Origin of the sequence: Variovorax multivorans, from assembly GCF_051216835.1 — a bacterium.
Classification (GTDB): domain Bacteria; phylum Pseudomonadota; class Gammaproteobacteria; order Burkholderiales; family Burkholderiaceae_C; genus Variovorax.
On record NZ_JBPJZL010000005.1, the window covers coordinates 83,842 to 98,937 of the forward strand.

Annotated in this window: 19 protein-coding genes; 12 read left to right on the plus strand and 7 right to left on the minus strand. The window is 66.3% G+C overall.

Annotation, left to right across the window (positions count from 1 at the left end; all coding sequences use genetic code 11):
- Positions 1-8 precede the first annotated feature (8 nt).
- From ACSFCA_RS13675 to ACSFCA_RS13690, 4 genes are all read left to right on the plus strand, one after another.
- Positions 9-578 carry a class I SAM-dependent methyltransferase gene (locus ACSFCA_RS13675; RefSeq protein ID WP_435459874.1) on the plus strand — a complete coding sequence of 190 codons (570 nt, stop codon included), beginning with the start codon at positions 9-11 and terminating at the stop codon, positions 576-578.
- Positions 579-621: 43 nt separating this feature from the next.
- Entirely contained in the window at positions 622-1,548 is a 927-nt protein-coding gene (dapA, locus tag ACSFCA_RS13680) for a 4-hydroxy-tetrahydrodipicolinate synthase (protein WP_375338471.1), read from the plus strand.
- A gap of 140 nt (positions 1,549-1,688) precedes the next feature.
- A complete protein-coding gene (gene bamC / locus ACSFCA_RS13685; protein WP_258354005.1) occupies positions 1,689-2,768 on the plus strand; it encodes an outer membrane protein assembly factor BamC in 1,080 nt (359 codons plus the stop codon).
- A gap of 5 nt (positions 2,769-2,773) precedes the next feature.
- A complete protein-coding gene (locus ACSFCA_RS13690; RefSeq protein ID WP_435459875.1) occupies positions 2,774-3,550 on the plus strand; it encodes an MBL fold metallo-hydrolase in 777 nt (258 codons plus the stop codon).
- Between the two features lie 79 nt (positions 3,551-3,629).
- Here ACSFCA_RS13690 and ACSFCA_RS13695 read toward each other — a convergent pair whose 3' ends face one another.
- From ACSFCA_RS13695 to ACSFCA_RS13705, 3 genes are all read right to left on the minus strand, one after another.
- Positions 3,630-3,884 (minus strand): hypothetical protein, encoded by a 255-nt coding sequence (locus ACSFCA_RS13695; RefSeq protein WP_093050920.1) that lies wholly within the window; start codon positions 3,882-3,884, stop codon positions 3,630-3,632.
- A gap of 93 nt (positions 3,885-3,977) precedes the next feature.
- Positions 3,978-4,484, minus strand: coding sequence for a hypothetical protein (locus tag ACSFCA_RS13700; RefSeq protein WP_435459876.1), 507 nt, complete (start codon positions 4,482-4,484; stop codon positions 3,978-3,980).
- A complete protein-coding gene (locus tag ACSFCA_RS13705) occupies positions 4,474-5,616 on the minus strand; it encodes a JmjC domain-containing protein (RefSeq protein WP_435459877.1) in 1,143 nt (380 codons plus the stop codon). Before ACSFCA_RS13705 ends, ACSFCA_RS13700 begins: the two co-directional genes overlap by 11 nt.
- A 14-nt stretch (positions 5,617-5,630) precedes the next feature.
- On the opposite strand from ACSFCA_RS13705, the gene ACSFCA_RS13710 reads away from it, so the two are divergent.
- Positions 5,631-6,155: an FKBP-type peptidyl-prolyl cis-trans isomerase gene (locus ACSFCA_RS13710; protein WP_093050929.1), complete on the plus strand. Its 525-nt coding sequence runs from the start codon at positions 5,631-5,633 to the stop codon at positions 6,153-6,155.
- Between the two features lie 79 nt (positions 6,156-6,234).
- On the opposite strand, the gene ACSFCA_RS13715 is transcribed toward ACSFCA_RS13710, so the two are convergent.
- From ACSFCA_RS13715 to coaBC, 4 genes are all read right to left on the minus strand, one after another.
- The gene (locus ACSFCA_RS13715; protein ID WP_093080054.1) at positions 6,235-6,735 is read right to left on the minus strand and encodes a glycine zipper 2TM domain-containing protein; all 501 of its coding nucleotides are present in this window, start codon (positions 6,733-6,735) and stop codon (positions 6,235-6,237) included.
- A 184-nt stretch (positions 6,736-6,919) separates the two neighbouring features.
- A complete protein-coding gene (dut, locus tag ACSFCA_RS13720; RefSeq protein WP_007835673.1) occupies positions 6,920-7,366 on the minus strand; it encodes a dUTP diphosphatase in 447 nt (148 codons plus the stop codon).
- On the minus strand, positions 7,367-7,828 hold the full coding sequence (locus ACSFCA_RS13725) for a hypothetical protein (protein WP_435459878.1): 462 nt from the start codon (positions 7,826-7,828) through the stop codon (positions 7,367-7,369).
- Entirely contained in the window at positions 7,828-9,051 is a 1,224-nt protein-coding gene (gene coaBC / locus ACSFCA_RS13730; RefSeq protein ID WP_435459879.1) for a bifunctional phosphopantothenoylcysteine decarboxylase/phosphopantothenate--cysteine ligase CoaBC, read from the minus strand. The genes ACSFCA_RS13725 and coaBC overlap by 1 nt, the downstream gene beginning before the upstream one ends.
- Before the next feature lie 124 nt (positions 9,052-9,175).
- Here coaBC and ACSFCA_RS13735 point away from each other — a divergent pair, with 124 nt between their 5' ends.
- Genes ACSFCA_RS13735 through ACSFCA_RS13765 form a run of 7 tightly spaced genes read left to right on the plus strand, consistent with a single transcriptional unit; the run spans position 9,176 to position 15,096 of the window.
- Positions 9,176-10,858: a CTP synthase gene (locus ACSFCA_RS13735; RefSeq protein WP_093050939.1), complete on the plus strand. Its 1,683-nt coding sequence runs from the start codon at positions 9,176-9,178 to the stop codon at positions 10,856-10,858.
- Entirely contained in the window at positions 10,855-11,145 is a 291-nt protein-coding gene (locus ACSFCA_RS13740) for a DUF1330 domain-containing protein (protein WP_435459880.1), read from the plus strand. Before ACSFCA_RS13735 ends, ACSFCA_RS13740 begins: the two co-directional genes overlap by 4 nt.
- A gap of 48 nt (positions 11,146-11,193) precedes the next feature.
- Entirely contained in the window at positions 11,194-12,477 is a 1,284-nt protein-coding gene (gene eno / locus ACSFCA_RS13745; protein WP_093050943.1) for a phosphopyruvate hydratase, read from the plus strand.
- Positions 12,478-12,496: 19 nt separating this feature from the next.
- Positions 12,497-12,775, plus strand: a complete 279-nt coding sequence (ftsB, locus tag ACSFCA_RS13750) for a cell division protein FtsB (protein WP_258353998.1) — start codon at positions 12,497-12,499, stop codon at positions 12,773-12,775.
- Between the two features lie 25 nt (positions 12,776-12,800).
- Positions 12,801-13,424, plus strand: coding sequence for a nicotinamide riboside transporter PnuC (gene pnuC, locus ACSFCA_RS13755; protein WP_435459881.1), 624 nt, complete (start codon positions 12,801-12,803; stop codon positions 13,422-13,424).
- The gene (locus tag ACSFCA_RS13760) at positions 13,421-14,092 is read left to right on the plus strand and encodes an AAA family ATPase (protein WP_435459882.1); all 672 of its coding nucleotides are present in this window, start codon (positions 13,421-13,423) and stop codon (positions 14,090-14,092) included. The genes pnuC and ACSFCA_RS13760 overlap by 4 nt, the downstream gene beginning before the upstream one ends.
- Positions 14,093-14,121: 29 nt before the next feature.
- The gene (locus ACSFCA_RS13765) at positions 14,122-15,096 is read left to right on the plus strand and encodes a hypothetical protein (RefSeq protein WP_435459883.1); all 975 of its coding nucleotides are present in this window, start codon (positions 14,122-14,124) and stop codon (positions 15,094-15,096) included.

Sequence of the window (15,096 nt, forward strand, 5' to 3'; positions counted from 1 at the left end):
GGTCGGATATGAAAGATGTAGCACCCATGCACGGCCTGTCCGCGCCTTCCGAATGGATCGTCCGATGGTCGCACCTGCTCGCGCCAGGAGCCTCGGTGCTCGACGTGGCTTGTGGCGCCGGGCGGCACATGCAGTGGTTCGCGGGCCGCGGGCACCCGGTCACCGGTGTCGACCGCTCGCCCGAAGCCGTCGAGGCAGCCGGCGCCTTCGGCCGCATCGTCGAGGCGGACATCGAATCCGGCCCCTGGCCCTTTGCCGGCCAGGCCTTCGGCGCTGTTGTCGTCACCAACTACCTCTGGCGTCCGCGCATGGCCGACATCGTGGGCACGGTGGCGCCGGGCGGCGTGCTGCTTTACGAAACCTTTGCCGTGGGCAATGAGACCGTCGGCAAGCCCTCGCGCCCCGACTTCCTGCTGCAGCCCGGCGAACTGCTGGCGGCCTGCGCCGGCCTGCGGGTGGTGGCCTACGAGGACGGCTTCATCCCGGAACCGGCGCGCTTCGTGCAGCGAATCGCGGCCATTCGCCCGGCCGCACCCGACGCCGGCCAGCCGCCCCGCCACCTCCTTAAGGGAAACTGAGGGGGTCGGGGCGGCTGTCTTGCGGGGCGCCGGAGTAAGTAGAATCGGCGCTTTCGTCCACCGACAAAGAGATTCCCCCTTGGAGCAACTGACAGGCAGCATCGTCGCGCTCGTCACGCCGATGCACGACGACGGCAGTGTCGACTACCCCGCCCTGCGGCGGCTCATCGACTGGCACATCGAAGAAGGCACCGACTGCCTAGGCGTGGTCGGCACCACCGGCGAATCGCCGACGGTCGATGTCGAAGAGCACTGCGAAATCATCCGTGTCTCGGTCGAGCAGGCCAAGGGCCGCGTGCCCGTGATGGCCGGCTGCGGCGCGAATTCGACCAAGGAAGCCATCGAGCTCGCCAAGTTCGCCAAGGGCGTTGGCGCCGATTCGCAGCTCCAGGTCGTTCCGTACTACAACAAGCCCACGCAAGAGGGCCAGTACCAGCACTTCAAGGCCATTGCCGAGGCCGTGGGCGACCTGCCCATCGTGCTTTACAACGTGCCCGGCCGCACCGTCGCCGATATGGCGCACGACACCGTGCTGCGCCTGGCGCAGGTGCCCGGCATCATCGGCATCAAGGAAGCCACCGGCAACATCGAGCGGGCCCAGTGGCTCATTCGCGATGTGCCGAAGAACTTTGCCGTCTACTCCGGCGACGACCCGACCGCGGTCGCGCTCATGCTCTGCGGCGGCCAGGGCAACATCAGCGTCACGGCCAACATCGCGCCGCGCAAGATGCACGAGCTGTGCGTGGCGGCGCTGGCAGGCGACGTCAAGCGCGCCATGCAGATCCAGTTCGAGCTCATGCCGCTGCACCGCAACCTGTTCGTCGAGCCCAACCCGATTCCGCTGAAGTGGGCCATGGCCCGGCTCGGCCTTTGCGGTGGCGCGTTGCGCTTGCCGCTCACCGAACTCGGCGAAGCGAGCCGCCCCGCAGTCGAAGGCGCCCTGCGCGCCACCGGCCTGCTGAAGGGCTGAGCACCCCTCCCCGTACATTCCGGACCTGCCTTTCCCCTGGTCGCAGCAAGGTTAAGCAACCTTTTGCCCGAACCGTGCTCTGAGATGGCGGGCACTGCGGCCCATAGATAGACCGAACCATTCCAACAAGGAAGACGACGTTGAAGAACCTTTCGCGACTTGCACTGCTGGCCCTCGTTGCCAGCCTCGCCGCCTGCTCCGTCCTCGAGAGCGACAAGATCGACTACAAGAGCGCAGGCAAGGCCCCGACGCTCGAAGTCCCACCCGATCTCTCCCAACTCTCGCGCGACAACCGCTATGCCATTCCCGGCGGCGCAGTGACTGCCAATGCCTACCAGGCCGGCATCGCCAACGCCCCCGGCATCCCCACCGCCGTGAGCAACATCGGCGACGTGCGCATGGAGCGCTCGGGCACGCAGCGCTGGATCATCGTCAACCGCACGCCCGACCAGCTCTGGGACCCGGTGAAAGACTTCTGGCAGGAAAGCGGCTTCCTGCTGACCACCGACCAGCGCAACCTGGGCATCATGGAAACCGACTGGGCCGAGAACCGCGCCAAGCTGCCGCAGGACATCATCCGTGGCACGCTGGGCAAGCTGGTCGATTCGGTCTACTCGACCGGCGAACTCGACCGCTTCCGCACCCGCCTGGAGCGCACGCCGACCGGCACCGAGATCTTCATCAGCCACCGCGGCATGCAAGAGGTCTACAACAACTCGCGCCAGGACCAGACCGTGTGGCAGCCCCGCCCCAGCGATCCTGAACTCGAAACCGAATTCCTGCGCCGCCTGATGGTCAAGCTCGGCGTCTCGCAAGAGCAGTCGAAGATCCTGGCCGCCACCACCGCGCCGACCAAGACCGCCACCATCGCCAAGGTCGGCAACCAGCCGGTCGTGCAGATCAGCGAAGGCTTCGACCGCGCATGGCGCCGCGTCGGCCTCGCGCTCGACCGCACCGGCTTCACCGTGGAAGACCGCGATCGCAGCGCCGGCCTGTACTACGTGCGCTACGTGACACCCGATCCCGACAAGAAGGAGCCCGGCTTCTTCGGCAAGCTGTTCAGCGGCTCGAGCAAGAGCGAAGCGCCGCTCAAGTTCCGCATCTCGGTCAAGGGCCAGGGCGAAGCCACCACGGTGTCGGTGCTCAACGAAACCGGTGCGCCCGAAACCTCGGCGAATGCCGAGCGCATCGTCAAGGTCATCGCCGACGACCTGAAGTAACCCGCATGCTCCGCTTCCGAAGTCTCGGCAGCGGCAGCACGGGCAACGCCGCGCTGGTCGAAGCGACCAGCGGCGGCCGCACCTCCCGCCTCCTGATCGACTGCGGCTTCGGCCTCAAGCAGCTCGATCTGCGGTTGGCCCAGGCGGGCCTTGCCGCCGGCGACATCGATGCGGTTTTCGTGACCCATGAGCACGGCGACCACATCGGCTGCGCCCATTCGCTGTCGCGGCGCAACCGCATTCCCGTCTGGATGAGCGAAGGCACGTGGCTCGCCACCGGCGGCCGCGATTTCGAGGGCCTGCTGAACCTGGCACGCGACGATGCAGAGTTTGCGGTCGGCGACATCTGCGTGCAGCCTTTCACCGTTCCCCACGATGCTCGTGAGCCGCTCCAGCTGCGTTGCACCGACGGCAACCGCACGCTGGGCGTATTGACCGATCTGGGCCACGCCACGGCCCATGTGCTGGCCCGTCTGGGCGGCGTGCATGCGTTGCTGCTGGAGTTCAACCACGACAGCGAACTGCTGGCCAACTCGGCTTATCCGCCCTTTCTCAAGCACCGAGTCGGCGGCAACTACGGGCACTTGTCGAACACGGCCGCGGCCGAGATCGCGCGCGCGGTGCTGCACGACGGCCTGCGCCATGTGGTCGCGGCGCACCTGAGCGAGCAGAACAATCGGCCCGAGATCGTGCGACGCCTGATGGCCGAAGCACTCGGCGGTGATGAAGCCGAGATGCTTACCGCCACCGCATCAGAGGGTTCGCCCTGGCTCGACGTGTGAGCCGAAGCGTCCTCACTCTCTCCTAAGAAAAAAAGCCGCCTCATGGCGGCTTTTTGCATGGCGGATGCCGAGGCCTTGCTTATTGCTTCGGCGCTTCATTCTTCTTCGCGGCCTCGGTGGCTGCGTTCGCGGCATCGAGTGCAGATGAAGCACCAGGTGCAGGCGCTGCAGCGGGATCGGTGGCAGGCGCAGGGGCCGGAGCGGGCGCGGGTTCGGTCACGGGCGCAGGAGGCGGCGTCACGACAGCCGGCGCTGCGTCCTCCTTCTTTCCGCAGGCGACGAGCGCGGCAGCGGCAATCAGCGAGGCAATCAGGACGGACGATGACTTCTTCATGGAATCTCCTTTGGCAATGAAGGTCTGGACGAAAAAATTCTAGACCTGCATACCCGCCCGAATATGTCTCACGGCCGCATTCGCGGCATTGGCTTACAAGCCGAGTGTCGATGCCGGAAACGCGGGTCGCCCGAGGCGCCAGCACTCGTCGATGGCCTCGCGCAACGCACGGCGCGCACGCGCGTCGTCACCGCTCACGCCCCTGCTGCGCTCGGGGTCGATGCGGTGCACGAACCACGTGGGCGTCCAGATGGCGCTCGGCACGTCGGAGCCTACAGCCTTGCCAGTCGCGCGGCATTCGATGATGTGGTCCCACATGCGGCGCCACGGCACGAAGCGCGCATGGCCTCGTTCTAGAACATCGAAGCGCTGCGCGAGCAGCATCAGGCGGCGGCCACTGGCCGACCAGGCCTGCAGTGCTTCGATGGTCGCGCGCTCGCCCAGGGGCCAGTCGGCGAAATCGGGGTCGCTGAAGACGATCTCTTTCCAGCCCTGCTGCGCCGCGGCCGACAGCGCGCCGCGCAGGAGCGCATCGAAGGCCTCGCGGCCATCGAAGCGCCCTTCGGGCAACGATGGGCTGGGCGCGTCGTCATTCGGCATGAAGCCACCCTGCTTCGCACCACTCGCCCAGCAGTGCGAGTGCGCCTTCGCTCGCTCGCGCCAGTTCGCGTGCGCCGAGCGCGCGCTGGTCGGCCAGACGGCGCATCAGCGTCGCATCGGCACCGCCCGCGCGAAAGCTCTCGCCGTTGATGTAGATGTGCCGCGTGTCGTAGAGCATGCGCGTGCGGCGATCCAAAGACACGCGCTGCATTGCATCAGGCGCCTCGCCGCCTTCGCCGAACCAGACGTTGGCCTTGGGCTCGGTGAGCGACTCGCCCAGCGCGCGGTCGATGGCATCAGGGTCGCGCAGTGCGGCCTCGATGGCCTTGCGCGCGAAGCCCTGGAGCGCGGCAGGCATTGCGGCCGGCGCATCGACCGCGGGCTGTGCCGGATCGCGGTAGCGCGCCAGCTCGGCCGGCCCGGCATCTTCCAGGTCTTCTGCATAGGCCTGCGCCATGCGCGCCAGCAGGTCGGAGCCGAGCTCACCCAGGGCCGACGAGCGCAGGCCTATGGAGCAGGTCATGCAGTCGTCGCCCACGGCCACGCCGTCGTGGGCATAGCGCGGCGGCAGGTAGAGCATGTCGCCGGGCTCGAGCACGAAGGTCTGCTCAGGCTCGAAGTTCTCGAGAATCTTGAGCGGCACGCCCGGCTGCAGGCGCAGGTCGCTCTGCTTGCCGATGGACCAGCGGCGGCGTCCCTGCGCCTGCAGCAAGAAAACGTCGTAGCTGTCGAAATGCGCGCCGACGCCGCCGGTATCGCTCGCGTAGCTGATCATCAGGTCGTCGAGGCGGGCATCAGGCAGAAAGCGAAACTGCCGCAACAGTTCGTGCACACCCTCGTGATGCAGGTCGACGCCCTGCACCAGCAGCGTCCAGGCCGGCTGCTTCAGCGGCGGCAAGGCGCGCCGGGCCAGCGGCCCATGCTTGAGCGACCAGCCGGCCTTGCCGTGGCGGATCAGGCGCGATTCGACGTCCTCGCGTTCGGCCAGGGCGAACAGATCAGTGCGCTCGATCGGTGGCACCATCGCGGGTATCGCCTGGCGGACGAGCAATGGTTTTTTCTGCCAGTACCGCCGCATGAACTGCGCGGCGCTCAGGCCGCCGAGCAACGGCAGCGGTTGGTTAATCTCCATGGGAGAATTCTGCAATGGAAATCTCTGAACAATGCGTGGTCGGCTTGACCTGGACCATGAAAGACACGCTTGGCGACGTGCTGGATGTGCTCGACGAGCCGGTGGAATTCATGGTCGGCGGCGACGATCTCTTCGACGTGATCGAAGCGGCCCTGCAAGGCCATGAGCCCGGCGCCCGGGTGCAGTTGCAGATCGAACCCGAACAGGGCTTCGGCGACTTCAACGACCAGTTGCTTTTTCTGGAGCCCCGCTCGCTCTTCCCCGAAGGCACGGAAGAAGGCATGACCTTCGACGGCTCCGCTCTGCCCAAGGGCGTGAACAGCAACATTCCAAAAGACGCGATCTACACCGTGGCCGAGATCTACCCCGACCATCTGGTGCTCGACGGCAACCATCCGCTGGCCGGCATCGCGATCCGGCTCGACATCACGGTGCGTTCGGTGCGCGAGGCCACCGAAGAGGAAGTCGGCCGGGGTTCGGCGGGCACGGGCTTCTTCAAGGTGTCGCCGATGGCGCCAAGCAACCAGACGCTGCACTGACCAAAGGGCCGCCAGCGAGCGCCCACAAAAAAAGCCGGGCAACGCCCGGCTTTTTTCCCGCCCCGAGGGACGAGACGGCTTACATGCGCGAGATCTGACCGTTATCGATGCGCACGCGGTCGCCGATGCGCAGGTCGCCCGGGCTCTGCACGTCGAAGGCGCGGAAGCCGCCACGGTCGGTCTGCACCGACACGCGGTAGGTTTCATAGGCGCGCGGGCCGTTCTGCTGAGCCTCGATGGTGTTGCCCAGCAACGCGCCGCCCACGATGCCCAGCGCGGTGGCTGCGGCACGGCCGTTGCCGCGTCCGAACTGGTTGCCCACCACCCCACCGATGACCCCGCCGGCGACGGCGCCGCCGCCCGTGGTGCCGGTGCCAGCGGTTTCGCTGCGCAGCACCTCGATGTTGGCCACGTGGCCGTATTCGACATAGGAAGCTTCGCGGTACTGAATGGCCTGTGGGGGCGCCTGGTACGGATAGCGCGAGGTCTGGTAGACCGGCGCCGGTGCCACGCATGCCGTAAGCGTGGCCACGGCCAGCACGGAAGCGGTGACGGAAACAAAGCGCATTGAGATCTTCATGTTGGGAGGCTCCTCGAATAGAACGATGCATGAAGAATGCATGCATCGGCTTGTGCCTGCCTGACTAACGCCGCAGCGCCCGCTGCGATGACGTCAGAACACACACTGATACCTTCGAGGCTGGCCGGCCTTTGCCGGTTCCGCTCTTTACCGCTCGGAAACCCAACTTCCCTCCCAGATCGGCTCAGTGCTTGCCCGTGGAGCCGTAGCCGCCCTCGCCCCGTTGCGAAGGTGCAAAGTCTGTGACCACCCGAAACTGCGCCTGCACCACCGGCACGATCACCAGTTGCGCGAGCCGTTCCATCGGCTGCAGCACGAAGGGCGTGTCGCTGCGGTTCCAGGCGCTGATCTTCAGTTCGCCCTGGTAGTCGCTGTCGATCAGGCCGACGAGGTTGCCCAGCACGATGCCGTGCTTGTGGCCCAGCCCGGAGCGCGGAAGTATCAGCGCCGCATAGGCCGGGTCGGCCAGGTGGATCGCAATGCCGGTGCCCACCAGTTGCCAGCCGTTGGGCTCCAGCGTGATGGGGGCATCGAGGCAGGCCCGCAGATCGAGGCCGGCGCTTCCGGGAGTGGCATACGCGGGCAATTGATCCACCATGCGCGGATCGAGGATACGAACGTCGACTTTCACTTACTTGCTGCCTTGCTTCTGTTGCTGTTCTTTTTGCTTGCGGGCGGCTTCCTCGAGCACCTGCTGCCATTTGGCGACGCCGGGGGTGAGCTTCACGCCCTTCAATTTCTTGCCGAACCAGACGGCCAGGCCCGCCAGCAGGACCAGCACGCCGAACGGCACGCCGGCCGCCCACAGCACGAGGAACACCAGTGCGCCGCCGACGCCCAGCACCTTGAGGGTCATGGGGTCGAACGACCCGGGCTGTGACTTCGGCACTTCGCCGTTCGACGCTGCCTCGTTGCGTTGCTGCATGGCGGCGGTCACGGGCCCGCCCTGCTGGCCAGGTGCCGTCGTGATGCCGACATCGAGCCCGGGCTCGCCAGGCTGCGCGGCCCGCTTCGGCAGCGCGGCCCGTGCCGAGAGTTGCTCCACGTAGCGGGCAAAGTCGCCATTGGGCGGTGTATTCGATTCGGTATTCATCAGACCCTCCAGTCGGGAAGCCGGGCTGCAATCTCTGTGATGAGTTCGCGCGCCAGCGTGAGCTTGGGTGCACGGGGGAGTTCGCGCACGCCGTTGGCATCCACCAGCAGCAGCGCGTTGTCGTCCTGCCCGAAGGTCAGCGGGCCGATGTTGCCGACCAGCAGCGGAATGCCCTTGCGCTCGCGCTTGGCCTTGGCGTGCTCGGCGAGGTTTTCGCTCTCGGCGGCGAAGCCAACGCAGAAGAGCTTCTTCGACTGGGCCCGTTCGCTCTTGGCGACCGTGAGGAGGATGTCCGCGTTCTCCACGAAATTCAGCACCGGCGTCTTGCCACTGCCGTCCTTCTTGATCTTCTGGTCGCTGTGCGTGGCAGGCCGCCAGTCGGCCACGGCGGCCGTAGCTACAAAAATGCTAGCAAACTGCGCAGCACGGGTGGTCGCTTCGAGCATGTCCTGCGCCGACAGCACGTCGACACGCGTCACGCCGCGCGGGGTCGGCAAGTGCACCGGGCCGGCCACCAGCGTGACTTCGGCGCCCGCCTCGCGGGCCGCACGGGCAATGGCAAAGCCCATCTTGCCGGACGAGTGGTTGGTGATGCCGCGGATCGGATCGAGCGCCTCGAAGGTCGGGCCGGCCGTGACCAGCACCTTCTGCCCCGCCAACAGCTTGGGGCTGAAGAAGGCGGTGATGTCCTCCAGCAGTTGCACCGGCTCCAGCATGCGGCCATCGCCGGTTTCGCCACAGGCCTGCCAGCCGTTGCCCACGCCCAGCACGGTCGCGCCGTCGGCCGACACCTGCATCAGGTTGCGCTGGGTGGCGGGATGGACCCACATCTCGCGGTTCATGGCCGGCGCGATCAGCAGCGGGACGCGGTCCATAGGGCGGGCCAGGCACATCAGGCTCAGAAGGTCGTCGGAGCGACCCTGCACCAGCCGCGCGATGAAGTCTGCGCTGCAGGGCGCCAGCACGATCGCATCGGCCTCGCGGCTCAGGTTGATGTGCGGCATGTTGTTGGGCTCGCGGGTGTCCCACTGCGAGGTGTAGACGGTGCGCCCGGAGAGCGCCTGCATGGTCACGGGGGTGATGAACTGCTCCGCCGCCTCGGTCATCACGACCTGGACGGTCGCGCCCGCCTTGACGAACAGGCGGCACAGCTCGGCCGACTTGTAGCAGGCGATGCCCCCTGTGAGGCCCAGGACGATGTGTTTGCCGGCGAGATCTTGCATGGGGCGTATTGTTGCTCACATGCCATCCGGCAAGCGGCAACAAGCCCTTGGAGAAAGGTGTCGCGAAGGGCACACCTATAATCGCAATTTCCCACTGCCCGGATTCACAGCGTCCGGAACTGGCATGACCAAATTTGTCTTCGTCACCGGTGGTGTCGTTTCTTCCCTTGGCAAGGGAATCGCCTCCGCCTCGCTCGCCGCGATCCTCGAATCGCGCGGCCTCCAAGTCACCCTCATCAAGCTCGATCCGTACATCAATGTCGACCCCGGCACGATGTCGCCCTTCCAGCATGGTGAAGTGTTCGTCACCGATGACGGCGCCGAGACCGACCTCGACCTCGGCCACTACGAGCGCTTCATCAACACGCGGATGCGCAAGGCCAACAACTTCACGACCGGCCAGATCTACAAGACCGTGCTCGAAAAAGAGCGCCGTGGCGACTACCTCGGCAAGACGGTGCAGGTGATCCCGCACATCACCAACGAAATCCAGGAATACATCAAGCGCGGCGCCGGCATCGGCACGGCGCACGAGGTGGACGTGGCCATCGTCGAAATCGGCGGCACCGTGGGCGACATCGAATCGCTGCCCTTCCTCGAAGCCGTGCGCCAGATGAGCCTGCGCATGGGCCCGAACAACTCGGCCTTCGTGCACCTGAGCTACGTGCCCTGGATCGCCGCCGCCGGCGAGCTCAAGACCAAGCCCACACAGCACACCGCCAAGGAACTGCGCGCCATCGGCATCCAGGCCGACGCCCTGCTGTGCCGCGCCGACCGCCCGATCCCCGACGACGAGCGCGCCAAGATCTCGCTGTTCTCGAACGTGCCCGAATGGGGCGTCATCTCGATGTGGGACGTGGACACCATCTACAAGGTGCCCCGCATGCTGCACGAACAGGGCCTGGACGGCCTGATCTGCGACAAGCTGCGCATCAACACCCCGCCTGCCAAGCTGCAGCGCTGGGACGACCTGGTGTACGAAGTCGAGCATCCGCAAAAGGAAGTGTCGATTGCCATGGTCGGCAAGTACGTCGACCTGTCGGACAGCTACAAGTCGCTGAACGAAGCCCTGCGCCACGCCGGCATGAAGAACCATGCCCGCGTGAAGATCGACTACATCGACTCCGAAACCATCTCGGCGCAGGACGTGTCGCGCCTGGCCAAGTACGACGCCATCCTGGTGCCCGGCGGCTTCGGCCAGCGCGGCGTCGAGGGCAAGATCTCGGCCGCCCGCTTCGCCCGCGAAGGCAAGGTGCCCTACCTCGGCATCTGCCTGGGCATGCAGGTTGCCACCATCGAATACGCCCGCCACGTGGCCGGCCTGAAGAACGCCAACAGCACCGAGTTCGACCCCGAGACGCCCACCCCCGTGATCGCGCTGATCACCGAGTGGAAGGACCGCGACGGCACCGTGAAGACGCGCGACGAGAAGTCCGACCTCGGCGGCACGATGCGCCTGGGCGCTCAAAGCTCCGACGTGGCTCCCGGCACGCTGGCCCACAGCATCTACGGCGACGTGGTCACAGAGCGCCACCGCCACCGCTATGAAGCCAACGTGAACTACCTCGACGAGCTGCGCAACGCCGGCCTCGTGATCTCCGCGCTCACGCAGCGCGAGCACCTGACCGAGATCGTCGAGCTGCCGCAGGACGTGCACCCGTGGTTCATCGGCGTGCAGTTCCACCCCGAGTTCAAGTCGACCCCGTGGGGCGGCCACCCGCTGTTCAACGCCTTCATCAAGGCCGCGCTCGAGCACAAGGACAAGGGCGCCGGCAGCACCAACAAGACACTGAAGGCAGTCGCATGAGCAGCGGATACGTCATCGCCCACGTCGAGGTGACCAACCCGACGCAGTACGAGGAATACAAGAAGTGGTCGACCGTCGCCATGCAGGCGCACGGCGCCGAAGTGTGCGTGCGCGGCGGCCAGGTGCAGCCGCTGGAAGGCGACTGGAAGCCCACGCGCATCGTCATCCTCAAGTTCGCCAGCTTCGAGAAGGCCAAGGCCTTCTACGAGACACCCGAGTACCTCAAGGCACGCGAAGCGCGTGCCGGCGCGGCGATCATGAACATGATCGCCGTCGAAGGCCTCTGATCCCAATTTGTTCATCCGCCAAAGAGACCAGAAAGAGAAAGACAAAAGATGAGTGCAATCGTTGACATCGTCGGCCGCGAAATTCTCGACAGCCGAGGCAACCCCACCGTCGAATGCGACGTGCTGCTCGAATCGGGCACCATGGGCCGCGCAGCCGTGCCTTCGGGCGCATCGACCGGTTCGCGCGAAGCCATCGAGCTGCGCGACGGCGACAAGAGCCGCTATCTCGGCAAGGGCGTGCTCAAGGCCGTGGAGAACATCAACACCGAGATCTCGGAAGCCGTGCTCGGCCTCGATGCCAGCGAACAGGCCTTCCTCGATCGCACGATGATCGACCTCGACGGCACCGACAACAAGGGCCGCCTGGGCGCCAACGCCACCCTCGCCGTGTCGATGGCCGTGGCCCGTGCAGCAGCCGAAGAGTCGGGCCTGCCGCTGTACCGCTACTTCGGCGGCATGGGCGGCATGCAGATGCCGGTGCCGATGATGAACGTCATCAACGGCGGCGCGCACGCCAACAACAGCCTCGACCTGCAGGAGTTCATGATCATCCCCGTGGGCGCCAAGAGCTTCCGCGAGGCCGTGCGCTATGGCGCCGAAGTGTTCCATGCACTGAAGAAGATCCTGGGCGACCGCGGCATCAGCACGGCGGTCGGCGACGAAGGCGGCTTCGCCCCCAGCGTCGAGAGCCATGAAGCGGCGATCCAGCTGATCCTCGAAGCCATTGACAAGGCCGGCTACACCGCCGGCGAGCAGATCGCCCTGGGCCTCGATTGCGCGGCCAGCGAGTTCTACAAGGACGGCAAGTACGTTCTGTCGGGCGAAAACCTCTCGCTCACGGCCGAAAGCTGGACCGACATGCTCGCGACCTGGGTCGACAAGTACCCGATCATCAGCATCGAAGACGGCATGCACGAAGGCGACTGGGACGGCTGGAAGCACCTGACCGAACGCCTGGGCAAGCGCGTGCAGCTGGTGGGCGACGACCTGTTCGTCACCAACACCAAGATCCTGCAGGAAGGCATCGAAAAGGGCATCGCCAACTCGATCCTGATCAAGATCAACCAGATCGGCACGCTGACCGAGACCTTCGCCGCCATCGAGATGGCCAAGCGGGCGGGCTACACGGCCGTCATTTCGCACCGCTCGGGCGAAACCGAAGACAGCACCATCGCCGACATCGCCGTGGGCACCAATGCCGGCCAGATCAAGACCGGCTCGCTGTCGCGCTCGGACCGCATCGCCAAGTACAACCAGCTGCTGCGCATCGAAGAAGACCTCGGCGACATCGCCGTCTACCCGGGCCGCGGCGCGTTCTACAACCTGAAGTAACGCCCGGACGCCACGCGGCATGCGCGCCCGCCTCGTTCCACCGATCGTCCTGCTGCTCCTGTTGGCCATCCTGCAGTGGCAGCTGTGGAACGGGCGCGGCAGCGTGCGCGACGTGGCTCAGCTACGCACCAAGCTTGCCGACCAGAAGGAAGCCAACGCCAAGGCTGCGCTGACCAACGAGCGCCTGATCTCCGAGGTCAACGACCTCAAGGACGGCCTCGAAATGGTCGAGGAGCGTGCACGCGCGGAACTCGGCATGGTGAAGCCGAACGAAGTGTTCGTACAGATCACTCACTGACCTTTCTTCACCTTTTCGCCTGCTGATGACCGAGCTTCTCTCGGCCCCCGCCTTCCTGCTGTGGGGCTCTCCTGTCAGCTGGCTCGAACTCGTGGCCTCGCTCCTGGCGCTCGCCATGGTTGGCTGCAACATGCGCGAGATTCACTGGGGATGGCCGCTGGCCATCGTCAGTTCACTGCTCTACGTGGCGGTGTTCGCCAAGGCGCGCATCTACGGCGACGCCTCTCTCCAGGTCTTCTTCGCTTTCGTCGCCCTGTGGGGCTGGTCGCAATGGCTGCGCGGCCACCGGGCCGACGGTAGCGCGTTGCATGTCACCCAGCTCTCGCCGCGCGGCATCGCCCTCACGCTGGCCGCCTGCGCACTGGCGTGGCCGGCCGTCGCCCTCTTCCTGCGCCGCTTCACCGACACCGACGTGCCCTGGTGGGACGGCTTCGCCACCGGCCTGAGCCTGGTCGGGCAGTTCCTGCTCGGGCGCAAGTTCATCGAGAACTGGCTGATCTGGCTGGCCGTGAATGTCGTGAGCGTGGGCCTGTTCATCCACAAGGGGCTTTGGCTCACCGTGGGCCTGTATGCGGTGTTTGCGGTGCTCAGCGTGGCGGGCTACATCGCGTGGCGGCAGCGCATGCCCGCTCAGGCGGTACGCGCATGACGCCCACACTGCCGACCGGCTGCGTCATCGCACTCGTGGGCGCCGAAAGCACCGGCAAGACCGAGCTGGCCCGCGCCATCGCGCAGCGCCTGCAGGACCGCGGCACGCCGGCCACGCTTGTGGGCGAGTACCTGCGCGAATGGTGCGAGCGCGAAGGCCGTACACCACGCCCCGACGAGCAGCAGGCCATCGCCGACGAGCAGACCCGCCGCATCGATGCGGCTGCAACCACCGGCGTGGTGGTAGCCGACACCACAGCCCTCATGACCGCGGTCTACAGCGAGCAGCTGTTCGCCGACGCCACGCTCTACGAAAGCGCCCTTGCCGCGCAACGACGCTACGCCATCACGCTGCTCACCGCGCTCGACCTGCCCTGGGTAGCCGACGACATGCGCGACGGCCCGCATGCGCGGCAGCCGACTGACACGCTGGTGCGCGCCGCGCTCACGGGCGCGAAGCTCTCGTATGCCGTGGTGCACGGCACGGGCGGCGAACGGCTCGCCAATGCCTGGAACGCCATCAATTCCATCGCGGGCAACGAGGGCCGTCCCCGCACGCGCGCCCAGTCCGACGCTAAGCCCGCCTCGTGGTCGTGGCCTTGCGAGAAATGCTCCGACCCGGAATGCGAACATAAGCTCTTCAGCGACCTGATCGCGCGCCGCGAGTAGCGCGCGCCTCACCCCTTACCGGAGACCCGATGCCCCTTTCGACTGCCGCACGCGTCACGCTTCTTCCCTGCACTCTGGCCGCCCTGCTGCTGGCCACAAGCCAGGCCACCGCAGCCCCCGTTGCCGCCACTGTCGAGAACGGCACCACCACCACCGCCTGCGCCGAGGAAGACAACGTCTCGCTGACCCTGCGCGGCGACGGCATCCGCCGCATGCGCATCGAGGCGCTGCAGCCCGACTACCTCGACAAGATCGGCAACGACGTCACCAAGCCCGACTTCTCGGGCTGCAACTTCGACGGCGGCGCGCACCCGACCGACCCGGCACACCGCTTCCGCAAGCGCACCGTGGTGCTGATGGACAACGCCCAGTGGCGCATCGTCGGCATGACGCTGCCGACCTTCTGGCGGCCGCAGCGCGTGCCCGTGCAGGTGGGCAAGCGCAAGGACAGCGGCTTTCACCTGCTGCAGGTGTTCAAGAAGGAAAACGGCAAGGCGCTCGAAGCGATCGTGCTCTATCCGTCCGACGGCTACTGGCGCATCAAGCCGCTGCCCGAGGCTCGTTTCGGCGATGGCGTGTATGGCTCGTCGTTCCTGCTCGGCCCGGTCGAGGCGGCTGCGCGGCCGGTGGTGAACATTGCATCGATCCGGATCGTGCCGCGGCCGCTGGCCATTAACGTGCGCTTCACCGACGGCGGCAGTGCCGCGGTGCGCGTGGACGAAATCAGCCGCGCACGTACCGCGCTCGACGTGACGCTGTCAAAGCCCACCGCGAGCGCACAGCCCTTCGCTGTGCTGCGTTCGATGTACGTTGCGCCGGACAACGCCGACGTGAGCGAAGTGCGCTGGCAGGCATCGCCTCAAGCTGCGCCGCAGGTACTGCCGTTGCCCGAGGTGAAGACGCTGCAGGTCACGCAAGTGCGCTTCGGCCGCAGCCTGCCGTCGAAGCACAACACGAGCGCACCCGACATCGCTTTCAGCGAATTCGACGACGGAGCTCGCTGA